Origin of the sequence: Streptomyces sp. S4.7 (assembly GCF_010384365.1) — a bacterium.
Classification (GTDB): Bacteria; Actinomycetota; Actinomycetes; order Streptomycetales; family Streptomycetaceae; genus Streptomyces.
The window spans coordinates 224635-241621 of sequence record NZ_CP048397.1; the positions used below are offsets into that span (position 1 = coordinate 224635).

At 73.1% G+C, this 16987-nt stretch carries 5 protein-coding genes; 2 read left to right on the top strand and 3 right to left on the bottom strand.

Translation table 11 applies throughout. The annotated features are described in order from the left end of the window. Positions 1 to 95: 95 nt before the first annotated feature. On the bottom strand, positions 96 to 1223 hold the full coding sequence (locus SSPS47_RS01035; protein WP_164247759.1) for an AI-2E family transporter: 1128 nt from the start codon (positions 1221 to 1223) through the stop codon (positions 96 to 98). Positions 1224 to 1415: 192 nt separating this feature from the next. Between SSPS47_RS01035 and SSPS47_RS01040 the strand changes: the two genes are divergently transcribed. Continuing rightward, positions 1416 to 1958, top strand: a complete 543-nt coding sequence (locus SSPS47_RS01040; protein WP_164247762.1) for a DUF1707 domain-containing protein — start codon at positions 1416 to 1418, stop codon at positions 1956 to 1958. A 114-nt stretch (positions 1959 to 2072) separates the two neighbouring features. On the opposite strand, the gene SSPS47_RS01045 is transcribed toward SSPS47_RS01040, so the two are convergent. Next, positions 2073 to 2411, bottom strand: coding sequence for a hypothetical protein (locus SSPS47_RS01045; RefSeq protein WP_164247408.1), 339 nt, complete (start codon positions 2409 to 2411; stop codon positions 2073 to 2075). 764 nt (positions 2412 to 3175) lie between these two features. On the opposite strand from SSPS47_RS01045, the gene SSPS47_RS01050 reads away from it, so the two are divergent. Then, positions 3176 to 6034, top strand: a complete 2859-nt coding sequence (locus SSPS47_RS01050) for an AAA family ATPase (protein WP_164247764.1) — start codon at positions 3176 to 3178, stop codon at positions 6032 to 6034. 230 nt (positions 6035 to 6264) lie between these two features. Here SSPS47_RS01050 and SSPS47_RS01055 read toward each other — a convergent pair whose 3' ends face one another. Continuing rightward, on the bottom strand, positions 6265 to 16950 hold the full coding sequence (locus tag SSPS47_RS01055; protein WP_164247767.1) for a type I polyketide synthase: 10686 nt from the start codon (positions 16948 to 16950) through the stop codon (positions 6265 to 6267). Positions 16951 to 16987: the final 37 nt, after the last annotated feature.

A 16987-nucleotide genomic window follows, 5' to 3' on the forward strand; every position in this document is an offset into this window, starting at 1 on the left:
CCCTGCGGGCGGACGGCGCTGCGTTCCGGACACGCCCCAGGACCCCCCGCCGGCCGCGCCGCGCATCGCCGCCCGGGCGGCGTACCGGCTGCCGTCTACTGCGAGGGGATGGTCGCACCGGGGGCCGGTGACGGCGACGGGTCGGCCGCCGGCTCCTGTTCCGGGTCGGAGAGTTGCTCCCGCAGGTAGTTCCAGACCACCGCGAGCAGCGCGGCGACCGGTACGGCGAGCAGACTGCCGACGATCCCGGCCAGGCTGGCGCCCAACGTCACCGCCAGCAGGATCACCGCGGCGTGCAGGCCCAGCCCCCGGCTCTGGATCATGGGCTGGAACACGTTGCCTTCGAGCTGCTGCACCACGATGATGATCGCCAGCACGATCAGGGCGTCCGTCGGGCCGTTCGACACCAGTGCGATGAGCACCGCGACCAGTCCGGCGAACAGCGCGCCCACGACGGGTACGAACGCGGAGACGAAGGTCAGCACCGCGAGCGGGAGCACCAGTGGTACTCCCACGATCCAGAGCCCCAGACCGATGAAGACGGCGTCCAGCAGACCGACGAAGGCCTGCGAGCGCACGAACGCCCCCAGCGTGTCCCAGCTCCGCTCCGCGACGACCGGGATGTCGGTGGCGAGCCGGCCGGGCAGCTGACGGGTCAGCCACGGCAGGAACCGGGGCCCGTCCTTCAGGAAGAAGAACATGAGGAAGAGTGCCAGGACAGCGGTGACAACGCCGTTGACCACCGTGCCCACTCCCGTGACGGCAGCCGTGACGATACTGCCGACACTGTCCTGGACACGGGCGACGCCGGTGTCGAGCGCACCGGAGATCTGGTCCTCACCGATGTTCAGCGGCGGTCCGGCCGCCCACTCCCGTACCTTGTCGATGCCGTCGCTCACACCTTCCGTCAGCTCGCCGGACTGGGAGGCCACCGGCACCGCGATGAGCGCCACCACACCGGCGGCGGCCAGCAGGAAGAGGAGCGTCACCGTCGAGGCGGCCAGGGCGGCGGGCCACCCGTGCCGGCGCAGGAAGCGGGCCGCGGGCCAGGTGAGCGTGGTGAGGAGCAGGCCGACCACGAGCGGCCACATGATCGACCACATCTGCCCCAGAAGCCACACCGCCACCCCCGTAATGGCGAGGACGACCAGCAATTCGACGGAAACGCGGGCCGACGTACGCAGCGCGGCGCGGCTCTTCGCGGAGTTCAACGAGGCAGACATGGAGGTCACCCTAAAGGCACGCGCCGCGTGCGCCGTCCGTGCGCCGCCATTCAAGACCGCCCCCGGACGCCGGCACGGCCCCGGCCACTTCGACGCGCTCGGCGGCGGCGCCGGAGAAGCAGGTCGGCGCTACGGGCGCCGAACGGGCGGGTGGGCAAGTCGCGGGCGGCGGCGCGGCATTAGAGTGACGCGGTGACCTCTCTGCCGGAAAACCGGGCGCAACTGATCAGCGACCAAGACCGCGACACCGCTGTGCGCCGTCTGCAGGAGGCGTACGCCGAAGGCCACATCTCGCACGAGGAGATGGACGAGCGTCTCAACCACGCGCTCGCCGCGAGGACCCGCGGCGACCTCGCGCCTGCGCTGGACTCGCTCCCCGAGGAGAAGGCGCCCGCCACGTCCACGATCGCCGCCGCGGGCGGACGCATCAAGCGGCGCGGCGCCTGGCGGGTGCCGCGGACCCTGAAGGTCGAGTCGGCGTTCGGCGGGGTGCGTCTGGACCTGTCCCGGGCGATCATCGAACATCCGGTGATCGACATCGAGTTGCAGATGGGTACCGGCGGGGCCAGGATCACGGTGCCCCGCGACGCGATCGTCGACATCGAGGGTCTGCACACCGGCTGGAAGGATGTGCGCTACCGGGCTCGCCGGCCCTCCGGCCCCGGCGGGCCGACGATCCGGATCTCCGGGGCCATGGGGTACGGACGGTTGAAGATCCGCCACGCGTGGCGTTGAGACGGTCGGAGCGGGGCGGCCGGCTCGACTCGGACCCCGCGTCGGCGGCGACGCACTCCGGGCCGGCGGACAGCCTCGGGTGAGAACCGGACGCCGGTCCGAAGACGGACGCCGTCAGCCCGGATCCCGTCCGAGCGCGGCCACCGCCCATTTCGCCCGGGTGGACAACTCGCCGAGCGCCTCGGCGTGTTGCCGGGCGATCGTCGACAGCAGTTCCTTGCCGTGTGACATCGTCTCGCGGGCCGGCGGGGCGTCGCCGGCCTCGGCCGCGGGGAGCGCCGGTTCCAGCGCCTCGGTGACGCTGTCGGCCATCAGCACGGCGTCGCCCTCGGAGGAGGCGAGATGGACGTCCGCGACGTGGTACGCCCGGTCCACATCGAGATCGAAGGGAAAGGCCGCGAGGGCGGCCAGATCGGGGCGGGTGCGGAGCAGTCGCAGGACGCGGTCGGTCATACGGACGGACCCTGACGGGGCGTCGCCCCGGGGCGGATGGGCGGTGTCGCGGGACGGGCGGGGGGCGCGCCGGGCGCACCCGCGTGGGAGCCGATGTCTTCGGGCGGGCGGCGTCATGTCCGGCGGGTTACGAGAAGCGGAGTGCCCGCATTCTCCACTGTGACGTCCGACGCAGCCCCGCCCCCGGTCGGAGCGCGGGTCCGCTCTTTCGAGCCGGAAACGGGCGGCCCCTTGCCCGTTTCCGGCTCTTTTCACGCCCGGAACAGGTGGCAGTCATGGCAAACAGCTGACATTGGTAACTTCTGAGCAAAGGGCAATGCAGACTCGACTCCAATAGCGCACCGAGGAGTGCGTTGACATCCATTAGTGGCATCCATACTCTTCCCGCATACAGCATCGCCGCTGAAATCCCCCACTCACCGCACGGTCGAATATTGTGAACTCACCGATGGCACGGAAAATTCACACAGTCGTAGCATTCCGTCGCCCCTCCTTAACTCAGGGGCGCCGCACGGGTCGACCAACCCGGACTCGACAATCGGACACCTCGCGGCAACGAATAGCGGTCAGTAAGCAGTTCGACGGCATATGCCGAACGGAAAGCTTCTTCCGCCCCGCGCGACACTCGCGTTCCGGGCGGCATGAGCGGCAGGGCGACATACGCCAGGGCAGTCGATCACCACCGCAACCCTGCACTCCCCACCGAGTGCCGCAGCCGCGGCCTCGCAGCGAACGCCACCGCCGGATCCAGCCAAAGGGCCAGTATGCGTCTGTTCGAACGATCCAGGGAAGCAAACACGCTCGCAAAGGCTTTTGACGCCTGCTCGGCTGGAATAGGGCAATTCGTAATCATTACGGGCGGCCCTGGCTCAGGGAAGAGTGAACTTGTCCACGACACACTGAAAACGGTCGGCGAAGTCGGCGCGACCGTTCTTCTCGCCACCGCGTCGCCGACCCAGACCAAGCAACCACTCAGCATCTTTCGGCAATTACTGCGGGACGCAGAGGTGTCTTGCGTCACACTCGAACAGCTGACATCGACGCACCCTGGATGGTATCAGGAGGACAGCGGCGGTACCGGCGTCATAGAAGAACAGGATTGGCCGAATGTGGGCAGCGAAAGAGCTGTCGCACTGGCGGCCGAGGAGGCCACGGCCGCACTGATCGAACTGTCGTCTGAACGCCCGTTGATCATCGCGGTCGATGACGCTCATCTGATGGACGACGATTCGCTCGCGGCAATGCTGAGCCTTTTGCACCGGATACGGAAGAAGAGAATCCTTGTCCTCTGTGTGAGCTGGGAGCAATCGGGCGTCCGGGGGCCGGTCGTGCACCGGCAGCTCATCAGACAGCCGCACGAACGCGTACGCATCGCTCCCCTGACCGAGGACGGAGTCGCGGCGCTGCTCAGCCGGCACGCGGGCCGCCCGGTCCCGCGTGAGACGAGCGACGCCTACCACCGGGCCAGCGGCGGCAACCCGATGCTCGTCCACGCGCTCCTCGACGACAGCGCCCGTTTCGGCTCGGAGCCGGGAGAGCCCGTCGCGAGTTCCGCCTACCGGCAGGCCGTACTCACCTGCCTCGGCGGCACCAGCCCCGCGCACACGCGGATCGGCGCCGCGATCGCCGTGCTCGGCGACTTCGCCTCCGCCCGCACCGTGGCCCTGGTGTCCGGCGACTCCCCCACCACCGTCCTGGAGACCGTCAGCGTCCTCAACTCCATTGGTCTGCTGTCGGACTACGGCTTCCGTCATCCGGCGGCGGCCGAGGCCGTGCTGAGCGCCCTGCCGGAGAACGACCTGGCCCGCGTCAACACGGACGCCGCGCAACTGCTTTACCAGGCCGGAGCGCCCGAACGCGACGTGGCCGCCCGGCTGCTGGCCGCCGACGAGGTCGTCCAGCCCTGGGGACCGAAGGTGCTGCGCGGCGCGGCCGACCTCGCGCTCGGGGCCGACAACGTACGCGAGTCGATGAGTTATCTGCGTCTGGCGCTGCGCGACCGCACTGACGAGCACGACCGGCACCGGCTCCTCGCCGCACTGGGCCGTGCGGCGTGGCGGGTGAATCCCGCGGCGGCGGAGGCGTCCCTGGCGCAACTGCGCCGGGCGGTCTTCGACGGCTGTCTGGACGCGGACGACGCGGCGACCGTCCTGCGGTACATGCTGTGGCAGGGCGAGGACGCCGAGCAGGTCGCCATCGCGATCGAAGCGCTGAGCAGCCCCGTCGCCTCGGAACGGGACAACCAGTCCATCGCCGAGGTGGAGTTCATCAGACAGTGGTTCTACGGCGTTCCCGGTGTGCGCCGCCCCGGCGGATCCGACGAGAGCGACGGAACCCGGCCGGACGACTTCGACGGCGGTCCGGCGGGCAGCGGCGCGGGCGGCGGGACGGGACTGGCGGGGCTCAGCCCCAAACTGGCGCAGCTCATCGCCGGCGCGTCGGACGAGGTGGTCGCCTCCGTGGTCCAGTCGCTCCAGGGACTCCAGCTCGACCGGATGAAGCCCGAGTTGGTCGCCATGTCGCTGCTCGCCATCGCGCACACGGATCGCGGCGGGACGGCGGCCGAGGTGTGCGAGACGCTGCTGGCCTACGCGGCGCGGCGCAAGGCCACCACGTGGCACGCCCTGCTGACCGCCGTGCGTGCCGAGATCGCGCTGTTGCAGGGGGATCTGGAGACCGCGGACGCCAAGTCCGCCGAGGCGCTGGACATGATGCACACCCGTGGCTGGGGCGTGCTGATCGGACTGCCCCTGGGCACGGCGGTGTTCGCGAACACGGCTCTGGGCCGGCACGACCGGGCCGCCGAACTCCTGGAGCGGGAGCTGCCCGACGCCGTCTTCCTTACGGTCTTCGGTGTGCAGTACCTGCGTGCCCGCGGCCATCACTACCTTGCCACCGACCGGGCGTTCGCCGGACTCAGCGACTTCGAGACATGCGGCCGGCTGCTGCGCGACGCCAACGCCGAGCTGCACAAGGGCATTCCGTGGCGGGCCGACCTCGCCGAGGCCAATCTCCGCATCGGCCGGACGAAGACGGCGCGGGAGTGGGCCGAGGCGCAGGTCGAGGTGGGCGGCAGCAGGCCCAGTTCGCGGGCGCGGGGCGTCGCGCTGCGGCTGCTGGCGCAGATGAGCAGGCCCAATGTCCGGACGTCGCTGCTGCACGAGGCGATCGACCTGCTCAGGGCCTCGGGCGACCGTCGTGAACTCGCCGTGGCGTTCTCCGACCTGTCCGCCACCCACTACGAACTGGGCGACTACGCTCGCGCCCGGCTGGTCGCCCGGCATGCCGCGCAGGTGGCCGCGACCGGTCCCGTGGAGACCACCGTGGGCAGCAGGCTGGTGGCTCTGGAGCACCTCGGCCTGCCGGAGGAGCCGGGGGCGGCGATGCTGCTGACCGACGCGGAGTGCCGGGTCGCGGGGCTGGCGGCGCTCGGCTACAGCAACCGTGAGATCAGCCGGCGCATCCACGTCACCATGAGCACCGTCGAGCAGCACCTCACGCGTGTGTACCGGAAGTTGAAGGTGGCCAGCCGGGCGGATCTGCCGTCGAAGATGCTGGAGCACCGCATCCCGACGCTGTCGGACCACTTCGCGCCGGGCGAGACGGCCGCGCCCGCCGTGTAGCACGGTCGGCGGAGCGGCCGCGGGGAAGGGACAGAGACGGCACGGGGGCGTACGACGGGCCCCGTGCCGTCGCCGTGTCCGGCGTACGCGCGCGGGGCCGGCGCCCGGACCACTCCACCGGTCGGGGTGGCGGTCCGCCGCCCACGGACCTCCGTGTCCGGGCGCGGGGCCGGCCACGGAGGTCGGTTCGGTACGTCGCTGTCGCACCGTCGTGCGTGGGTGTCCACAGCTCAGTCGAAGCTTCCCAGCTCGTCGTCCAGGATGCCGAGCAGTTCCTCGGCGGACGCGGAGGACAGTTCGGGCCGGCCGGCGTCGGACCGCTCCGTGTCCTGCGGTTCGTCGGACCCCGCCCACCTGGCCGACAGGGCCCGCAGCCTGAGCGCGACCCTGGACCGCTGTTCCGCGTCGACCGACTCCGGGTCGACGAGGGCTTCGAGCCGGATGACCTCCGCCTCCGCGTCCGGGGTGCCCGGGATGTCGTCCGGCGTGATATCCAGCTCGTCGAAGAGATGGGCGGCGAGCGCCGTCGGTGTCGGGTAGTCGAACGTGAGGGTGGTCGACAGGCGCAGGCCGGTGTCCGCGCCCAGGCGGTTGCGCAGTTCGAGCGCGGAGAGTGAGTCGACGCCCAGTTCGCCGAAGCCCCGGTCGGTGTCGACGGCCTCCGCCCCGGTGTGACCGAGTACGTCACCGACGTGTTGGCGCACGGTCTCCACCAGCAGTTTCATGGCGTCGACGGCGCCCAGGGACGCGAGCCGCTCCGGCAGTGCCCGGGTGTCGGCAGCGGGCGCCGCCGGTACGTCGGCCGCCCGTGCGGTGGGGCGTGTCGTCGGCAGCAGCCCGCGGACCAGCGGCGGCGCGTCCTTGGTGGCGCGCAGCCGTACGGGCAGCAGGGCGGGCGCGTCTGTCGCCAGCGCCCGGTCGAGGAGAGCGAGCGCGTGGCCGGGGGTCAGCGGTTCGATGCCGTCCCTGGCCAGCCTGCGCAGTTCCGCGTCACCGAGTCCGCCCGCCATGCCCGTGCCGGTGTCCCAGAGGCCCCAGCCCAGGGAGAGGGCGCCGAGGCCGGTGTCCCGCCGGTGTGCGGCGAGCGCGTCGAGGAAGGCGTTGGCGGCGGCGTAGTTGGCCTGTCCGGCGGCGCCCAGCGTGCCGGCGGCCGAGGAGTAGAGGACGAACGCCGTCAGATCCAGGTCGCGCGTCAGCTCGTGCAGATGCCAGGCCGCGTCGACCTTGGGGCGCAGCACGGTGGCGAGCCGCTCCGGAGTCAGTTCGGTGACCAGGCCGTCGTCGAGCACACCGGCGGCGTGTACGACGGCGGTCAGCGGGTGCTCGGACGGGATGTCCGCCAGCAGGGCGGCCAGCGCCTCGCGGTCGGCGGCGTCGCAGGCCGCGACGGTCACCTCGGCGCCGAGGTCGCGCAGTTCCCGGACGCCGGAGGGGTCGCCGCCCCGCCCGCACAGCAGCAGGTGGCGTACGCCGTACTCGGTGACGAGATGGGCCGCGAGCAGCCGTCCGAGTGTGCCGGTGCCGCCGGTGAGCAGCACGGTGCCGCCGGGTGCGAAACCGCCGAACGGCGCTGCGGGCGGGGCGGGTTGCGTCAGCTTCGGGAGATGTACGCGGCCGGCGCGCAGGGCGATCTCCGGCTGTCCGGTGGCCACCGCTGCGGGCAGCGCCGCCTCGGAGGCGGGGTCGCCGTCGGTGTCGACGAGGACGAGCCGCCCGGGGTGTTCGACGGCCGCCGAGCGGATCAGGCCCCAGATGCCCGCGAGGGCGAGATCCGCGGGGGCCTCGACGCCGACGGCGCCGTTGGTGACGACCACCAGCGGGCCGCTTCGCTCGTCGCTGTCGGACAGCCGCTCCTGGAGGGCGGCGAGGGCGCCGCTGACGGCTTCCCGTACGGCGGCGGGTACGTCGGCCGGCGTACCGGTCGTCGCGGGGAGCCGCAGCAGGGTGGGGGCGGGTGCGTCGGGGGCGACGGCCGCCGGTGCGGGTGCGGGGACCCAGTTCAGCTCGTACAGGTCGCCGCCTCGGCCGGGCGGTGCGGGCGATGCGGCGTCGAGCTGTTCGGCGGTGATCTGACGGATGCGCAGTGCGGCCACTTCCGCGACGGGTGCGCCGGCGCCGTCGTACAGCCGCAGTGCCATCCGCTCCGTGCCCTGGGGGGTGAGCCGCAGTCTGAGGGCGGTCGCGCCGGCCAGGTGGAGGGTCACGCCCTCCCAGGAGAACGGCAGGGTCATGACGGTCGGGTCCTGCCCGGCGAGCAGGTCGATGGCGTGCAGGGCGGAGTCGAGCAGCGCCGGGTGGAGGCCGAAGGCGTCGGCGGGAACGTCGTCGGGCAGGGCGAGTTCCGCGTACACCTCGTCGCCGTGCCGCCAGGCGGCGCGCAGGCAGCGGAAGGCCGGGCCGTAGTCGTAACCCTGTTCCGCCAGGTGCGCGTAGGTGCCGGTGACGTCGACGGGCTCGGCGCCGGTGGGCGGCCATGCCGGGAGCGGGGCTGGTACGGGCGGGGCCCCGGGCAGCAGGAAGCCGGTGGCGTGCCTGTCCCACCGCGCGTCGGCGGCGTCGGGGCCGTCGGGTCGTGCGTGGACGGTGAGGGTCCTGCGTCCTGTGCTGTCGGGCGCGGCGGCGACCACCTGGATGTGTACGGCGCCGCCGGCGGTGAGGACGAGCGGCCGTTCCAGTGTGAGTTCGTCGATCCCGGCGCAGCCCGCCCGGTCGGCGGCCTGGACGGCGAGCTCCACGAACGCGCTGCCCGGCAGCAGTGTCACACCGGCCACGGTGTGGTCGGCGAGCCAGGGGTGGGTGTCGGTGGCGAGTCGGCCGGTCAAAAGCACCGTGTCGCTCTGCGCGAGGGCGACCGCCGCGCCGAGCAACGGGTGGGACGCGGCGTCCTGGCCCAGGCTCCGGGCGTCCGACGGCGCGAGTGGCCCGTCGTCGAGCCAGAACCGCCGGCGCTGGAAGGGGTAGGTGGGCAGGGTCACGTGGCCGGTGCCCGTAGGTGTGAACACCCGCTCCCGGTCGATCGGGACGCCGCGCACCTGGAGGGCGGCCAGGGCGGTGGCGAGGGCGACGGAGTCGTCCCGGTCGCGGCGCAGCGCGGCGACGAGGGTGGCGCGCTCGGGGTCGGCCAGGCTCTGGGTGCCCATAACGGTGAGGACGGAGTCGGGCCCGAGTTCGAGGAAGGTCCGGGCGCCTTCGTTCTCCAGGGCGCGTACCGCGTCGTGGAAGCGGACGGCGTCGCGGGCGTGCCGCACCCAGTACGCGGGTGAGGTCAGCTCCTCGTCCGTGGCGAGGGCACCGGTCAGGGCCGAGACGACGGGCACGGTGGGCGGTGCGAACTCGACGGCGCGCGCGACCTCTCCGTACGCGGCGAGCATCGGGTCCATGAGCGGGGAGTGGAAGGCATGGCTGACGCGCAGCCGTTTGGTCCGGCGTCCGGTGAAGTGGGCGGCGAGTTTCTCGACCGCGCCTTCTTCGCCGGACACGACGACGGCGGTGGGGCCGTTCACGGCGGCGATGCCGACGAGCGGGCCGAGATGGGGCAACACCTCGTCCTCGGTGGCGTCGATGGCGAGCATGGCGCCACCCTCGGGCAGTTCCTGCATGAGCCGGCCCCTGGCGGTGACGAGACGGGCGGCGTCGGGCAGCGTCAGCACGCCCGCGGCATGGGCGGCGGTCAGCTCCCCGATCGAGTGGCCGGCGAGCAGGCCGGGGCGTACGCCGAAGGAGTCGAGCAGCCGGAACAGCGCGGTCTCGACGGCGAACAGCGCGCTCTGGGTGCAGAGGGTGCGGTCGAGCGCGGCGGCCTCGTCGGTGCCCGGCTCGGCGAAGATCACGTCGCGCAGCGGCAGGTCGAGGTGGCGGTCGAACTCCGCGCACACGGTGTCGAGCGCGTCGCGGTAGGCGGGGAAGGTGTCGTACAACTGACTGCCCATGCCGATGCGTTGGGCGCCCTGGCCGGTGAAGAGGAAGGCGAGGGTGCCGGGCGCGGGCCTGCCCCGTACCGCCAGGGGTGAGACGCCGCCCTCGGCGAGGGTGGTGAGGCCCGCGACGAGTTCGTCCCGGTCACGGGCGACGACGGCGCCCCGGTGGGCGAGGGCCGCCCTGCCGGTGGCGAGCGCGTGGGCGAGGTCGGGCAGGGGGGTGTCCGCGACGGCGAGCAGGGCGCGGGCCTGGGCGGCGAGTCCTTCGGGAGTGTTTCCGGAGAGGAGTACGGGGAGCAACGGGCGCTGTGCGTCGGCCGGTTCGGCCGGCCGGCCGGCGGCGGGATCGCGCACGTCGGGCGCGGCCGGTGCTTCGAGGACGACGTGGGCGTTGGTGCCGCTGATCCCGAAGGACGACACCCCGGCCCGGCGCGGCCGGCCGGCCTCCGGCCACTTCCGCGCCTCCGGTACCAACTCCACGGCCCCCGAAGCCCAGTCGACCTGATGTGACGGCTCGTCGGCGTGCAGCGATCCCGGTACGACGCCGTGGCGCATGGCGAGCACCATCTTCATGACACCCGCGACACCGGCGGCGGCCTGGGTGTGCCCGAGGTTGGACTTCACCGAGCCGAGGAGCAACGGCGCACCGTCCGGGCGCCCTTGGCCGTACGTCGCCAGCAGCGCCTGCGCCTCGATCGGGTCTCCCAGCACCGTTCCCGTGCCGTGGCCCTCCACGACGTCGACCTCGGTGGCGGAGAGCCGGGCCCGCGACAGGGCCGCGCGGATCACCCGCTGCTGCGAGGGACCGTTCGGCGCCGTCAGACCGTTCGACGCACCGTCCTGATTCACCGCCGAACCCCGTACCACCGCCCACACCTCGTGGCCCGACCGCCGTGCGTCCGACAGCCGTTCGAGGAGCAGCATGCCCGCGCCCTCGGAGAGGGAGGTGCCGTCGGCGCCCGCCGCGAAGGACTTGGTGCGGCCGTCGGCGGCGAGGTTCCGCTGCCTGCTGAAGTCGACGAAGGCGTCCGGGGTGGACATGACCGACACACCGCCGGCCAGGGCGAGATCGCACTCGCCGCGCTGGAGTGCCTGGACCGCGAGGTGCAGCGCGACCAGCGACGAGGAGCACGCCGTGTCGACCGACAGGGTCGGGCCCTCCAGACCGAGTGTGTAGGCGACCCTTCCCGAGGCGACGCTGCCCAGGCTGCCGTTGCCGAGGTAGTCCTTCACGGCGTCCGGCACGCTTGAGAGCCTGCCGCCGTAGTCGTGGTACATGACGCCGGTGAAGACGCCGGTACGGCTGCCGCGCACCGAGTGCGGATCGATGCCCGCGCGCTCCAGCGCCTCCCAGGACGTCTCCAGCAATAGGCGCTGCTGCGGGTCCATGGCGAGCGCCTCGCGGGGGCCGATACCGAAGAATTCGGGCTCGAAGTCGGCGGCGTCGTGCAGGAATCCGCCGTGGCGGGTGCTGCTCCGGTCCTGTTTGCCCGGCTCCGGGTCGTACAGGGTGTCGAGGTCCCAGCCGCGGTCGGCGGGGAAGGCGGAGATGGCGTCGCCGCCCTCGGCGAGCAGGGTCCACAGCTCCTCCGGCGTACGGACACCGCCGGGGAACCGGCAGCTCATCGCGACCAGCGCGACGGCCTCTTCCGTTCCGGCGGCTCCGGTGAGCGCCGTGCCCGCGAGGGCCGGCAGGTCGTCCGCGCCGACCAGCCGTTCCCGGAGGAAGCCGACCAGGGCCGTGGCGTCCGGGTAGTCGAAGACGAGCGTCGCGGGCAGCCGGAGCCCGGCCGCCGCGCCGAGCCTGTTGCGCAGTTCGACCGCCGTGAGCGAGTCGAAGCCGGACTCACGGAAGGAGCGGCGCGGGTCGAGCACCATGTCGCGGCCGTGTCCGAGCACGTCGGCCGCGTGGGTGCGGACGAGTTCCAGGAGCAGCGCGTCCTGCTCGCCGCGCGCCAGGGCGGCGAGCCGGTCGCCCAGGGTGGCGCCGCCACCGTGCGCGGCGGTGCGCCTGCGGGCCTGCGGGGGCACCAGGGCGCTCAGTACGGCGGGCACCCGGCCCGCGCGGCGCAGCACCGCGAGGTCGAGACCGATCGGCAGGGCGACGGGATCGTCGCCCGCCAGTGCCCGGTCGAGCAGGGCGAGTCCCTCCGCCGTGGGCAGGGGGCGCACACCGGAGCGGCGCATCCGCTCGACGTCGGCGTCGGTGAGGTGCCCGGTGAGGCCGGTGCGCTGCTCCCAGTAGCCCCAGACGAGTGAGACGGCGGGCAGGCCGAGTCCGCGGCGGTGGTGGGCGAGGCCGTCGAGGAAGGCGTTGGCGGCGGCGTAGCCGGACTGGCCGGCGCCGTCGAGTGTGCCGGCCGCGGAGGAGAACAGCACGAACGCGGACAGGCCGAGATCGCGGGTGAGTTCGTGCAGGTGCCAGGCCGCGTCGGCCTTGGGCGCCAGCACCGCGTCGAGCCGTTCGTCCCCGAGCGCGGTGACGAGTCCGTCGTCCAGCGCGCCCGCGAGATGGACGACACCGGTCAGCGGCCGGTCCGGTGGCAGGGAGGCCAGCAGGGTGGTCAGTTGGTCCCGGTCGGCGACGTCGCAGCGCGCGACGCTCACCTCGGCGCCGAGTCCGGCGAGGTCTTCGAGGTCGGCGAGTTCGTCGGTGGTGCCGCCGCTCCGGCTGACGAGCAGCAGACGGCGGACCCCGTAGATCTCGGCGAGGTGGCGGGCGACGAGGCGGCCGAGTACGCCGGTGCCGCCGGTGATCAGGACGGTGCCGTTCGCGGTGAAGACGGGGTCGGCGGTGGCGCTGTCGGGCGTGGCCTCCGTGGGGCGGGCGGGACGGACGAGGCGCGGGACGAGCACCGCCCCGTCGCGCAGGGCCAGTTGGGGTTCGGCGGAGTTCACGGCCGCCGCGACGATCTGCGCCGGCGGGGTGGTGGGGCCGGCGTCGACGAGGACGAACTGGTCCGGGTTCTCCTCCTGCGCGGCGCGGACGAGTCCCCATACGGCGGCGGCGGCCGGGTCGCGTACGTCCTCCCCGCCCGCCGGTACGGCGTGGTCGGTCAGGACGAGCAGCCGGGCCGCGCCGGTGCGTCCGTCCGCGAGCCAGGTGCGCAGGGCGGCGAGTACGGGGCGGGCGGCGGTCCGCAGGCCGGGGACGGCGTCGGCCGGGCCGGCGGCGACGGGCAGCACGACGACGTCGGGGAACGGCTGTTCGTCGCTCTGTTCGAGCAGTGACTCCAGTGCGGCGACCGGGTCCCCGGCGCCGTCTGGCGGGCCGTCGCCGTCGCCGGGGGCGCCGAGGACCGCGTACGAGGCTGGGGGCTGCTCCCGGACCGCCGGGGCCGGGACCCACTCGAGCGCGAACAGCGCGTCGGAGCGGGCGGCCGTGTCCAGTGCGCCGGTGTCGACCGGGCGGGAGTGCAGGGCGCCCACGGTCGCGACGGCCGCGCCGGTGGTGTCGGCGAGGTACAGGGCGGGTGTGTCACCGCCCTCGACGCGCACGCGCAGCGCGCGTGCGCCGGTCGCGTGGAGCGCCACGTCGTTCCAGACGAACGGCAGCCGGGCGGGTCCCTCCGCGGGCGCGCCGGCGCCCACGGCGTGCAGGGCCGCGTCGAAGAGCGCGGGGTGCAGGGCGAAGGTGTCCGGTTCGACATCGGCGGGGAGCTCGACCTCGGCGAACGTCTCGTCGCCGCGCCGCCAGAGGGCGCGCAGCCCCTGGAAGGCCGGACCGTAGTCGTAGCCCTGTGCGGCGAGGTCTTCGTACAGACCGTCCAGGGGTACGGCTTCGGCGCCGGCCGGGGGCCAGGCGGCCAGGTCGAAGCCGGGCTCCGCCGACTGGGGTGCCATCAGGCCGGTGGCGATCCGTGTCCAGTCGGCGTCGTGGTCGTCGGGGCGGGCGTGCACGATCAGCTCACGGCGGGCGGTCTCGTCGGGTTCGGTGAGGCGTACCTGGAGCTGGACGGCGCCGCGCGCCGGGACGGGCAGCGGGTATTGCAGGGTGAGTTCTTCGAGGTGGCCGCAGCCGACCTCGTAGCCGGCGCCGATGGCCAGTTCGACCAGCGCGGTGCCCGGCAGCAGTACGGTCCCGCCGACTCCGTGATCGGCCAGCCAGGGCATGGCGGCGGCCGACAGCCGGCCGGTGAGGAGCATGCCTGCGTCGGCCAGGGTGACGGCGGCGCCCAGCAGCGGGTGGCCGGTCGCCGCGAGGCCGGCCGCGCCGAGGTCGCCGGTGGCGGTGGAGGCCCCGAGCCAGTAGCGCTCGCGCTGGAAGGCGTACGTGGGCAGTTCGACGGGGTGCGCGGGGTGTCCGGCGCCGGACGGCACGAGGGCGGGTGACCAGTCGACCGGTACGCCCCGGACGAACGCCTCGGCGAGGGAGGTGAGGAACCGCGCGGGCCCTCCCTCGTCGCGGCGCAGCGAGCCGACACCCGTGATCTCGGTGCCCGCGGCGTCGGCGGTCTCCTCGATGCTGTGCAGCAGCACGGGGTGCGGGCTGCATTCGACGAACACCCCGTAACCGGCGCCGAGCAGGACCTTGGTCGTGTCGCCGAACAGGACACTGCCGCGCAGGTTGGTGTACCAGTACTCGGCGTCCATGACGGTGGTGTCGAGGAGCCCGCCGGTGACGGTGGAGTAGAACGGCACCTCGGCCGCCCTGGGCCGGATGTCGGCGAGTTCGGCGAGCAGCCGGTGACGGATCGTCTCGACCTGGGCACAGTGCGAGGCGTAGTCCACGGGGAGGCGCTTGGCCCGGGCGCCGTCGGCGACGAGGGCGTCGCGCAGCTCGTCCACGGCGTCGGCGTCGCCGGAGAGCACGACGGAGGAGGCGCCGTTGACGGCGGCCACCGACAGACGGCCTTCGTAGGCGGCGAGCTTCGGCCGTACCTCCTCGACGGGCAGGCCCACCGACATCATGGCGCCGTGTCCGGCGAGCTCGTCGGCGATGGCTCGGCTGCGCAGGGCCACCACCTTCGCGCCGTCTTCCAGGGAGAGCGCACCGGCCACGCAGGCGGCGGCGATCTCACCCTGGGAGTGGCCGATCACGGCGGCGGGCTCCACGCCGTGCGCGCGCCACAGTTTCGCCAGGGAGACGAGGACGGCCCAGAGCGCGGGCTGCACGACGTCGACGCGGTCGAGGGAGGCGCCGTGCCGCAGTACGTCGAGCAGGTCCCAGTCCGTGAGCGGTGCCAGTGCTCGGGCGCACTCGGTCATCGAGGTGGCGAACTCCGGTGAGGAGTGGAGCAGTTCTCGGGCCATGCCGGTCCACTGCGAGCCCTGTCCGGGAAAGACGAAGGCGGTGCGGGACTCACTGCGGCGCTCGCCGCGCACGGTTCCGGGGGCGCTCTCGCCGGCGGCGAGGGTCGCGAGCGCGGCGGCGACGGCGGGCCGGTCGGCTCCGACGACGACGGCGCGTCGGTCGAGTGCGGCGCGTGAGGTGGCGAGGGCGTGGGCGAGGGCGGGCAGCGGGGTGTCGGTGCGGTCCAGGTGCTCCAGGAGGCGCGCGGCCTGGCCGGCGACTCCGTGCTCGCCACGGCCGGAGAGGACCAGGGGCAGGGGGCCGTGCGGGGTGCCGGCCGGGGCGGCCGGCCGGCTCTGCCGCTCCTCCTCGCTCTCCTCCGGCGCCGCTTCGACGATGACGTGCGCGTTGGTGCCGCTGATGCCGAAGGAGGAGACGGCGGCGCGCCGGGGCTCGTCGGTCTCGGGCCACGGCCGGTTCTCGGTGAGCAGTCGGACGGCGCCGGCCTCCCAGTCGACCTGGGGGGTGCGGTCGTCGGCGTGCAGTGTCATGGGCAGCCTGCCGTGCCGTATCGCCATGACCATCTTGATCACGCCGGCGACACCCGCGGCGGCCTGGGTGTGCCCGATGTTCGACTTGACGGAACCGAGCCACAACGGCTCCCCCTCGCCGCGGTCCTGGCCGTACGTCGCGAGCAGGGCCTGCGCCTCGATGGGGTCGCCGAGCGGGGTGCCGGTGCCGTGTGCCTCGACCGCGTGTACCTGACGGGCTGTCAATCCCGCGCCGGCCAGGGCCTGTCGGATCACTCGCTGCTGCGAGGGGCCGTTGGGCGCGGTGAGGCCGTTGGACGCGCCGTCCTGGTTGGTGGCGCTCCCGCGGATGACGCCGAGCACCCGGTGTCCGTTGCGGCGGGCGTCGGAGAGCCGTTCCAGCAGCAGCATGCCGACGCCCTCGCCCCAGCCGGTGCCGTCGGCGGAGGCGGCGAACGACTTGCACCGGCCGTCCAGCGCGAGCCCGCGCTGCTTGCTGAAGTCGACGAACGTGTCGGGCGTCGACATGACGGTGACGCCGCCGGCCAGCGCGAGCGTGCACTCCCCCTGGCGCAGCGACTGGACCGCGAGGTGCAGGGCGACCAGCGAGGACGAGCAGGCCGTGTCGATGGTGACGGCGGGGCCCTCGAGGCCCAGGGTGTACGAGACGCGGCCGGAGGCCACGCTGCCGAGGCTGCCGTTGCCGAGGTATCCCTCGACGCCCTCGGGCACCTCCGTGAGCCAGCTTCCGTAGTCGTGGTACATCACACCGGCGAAGATGCCGGTGCGGCTGCCCCGGACGGTCTCGGGGTCGATGCCCGCGCGCTCGAACACCTCCCACGACGTCTCCAGCAGCAGTCGCTGCTGCGGGTCCGTGGCGATGGCCTCGCGCGGGGAGATTCCGAAGAACTCCGCGTCGAACAGGGGGGCTTGGTGGAGGAATCCACCCTCGCGCACATGCGTCTTGCCGGGCGCGTCCGGGTCGGGGTCGTAGAGCGCGTCGGCGTCCCAGCCACGGTCCGCGGGGAAGTCGCCGATCGCGTCGGACCCCTCGTCGACCAGCCGCCACAGTTCCTCGGGCGAGGTCACGCCGCCGGGGTAGCGGCAGCTCATCGCCACGATGGCGACGGGCTCCCGCGCGGCGTCGGTCAGCTTCTCGTTCTCCTGGCGCAGCCGCTCGCTCTCCAGCAGCGACTCGCGCAGCGCCTCGACGATCTGTTCGACGGATGTGTCCACGGTTCGGGTCGCTCCCTGGTTGCTCGACCGTGCCTGT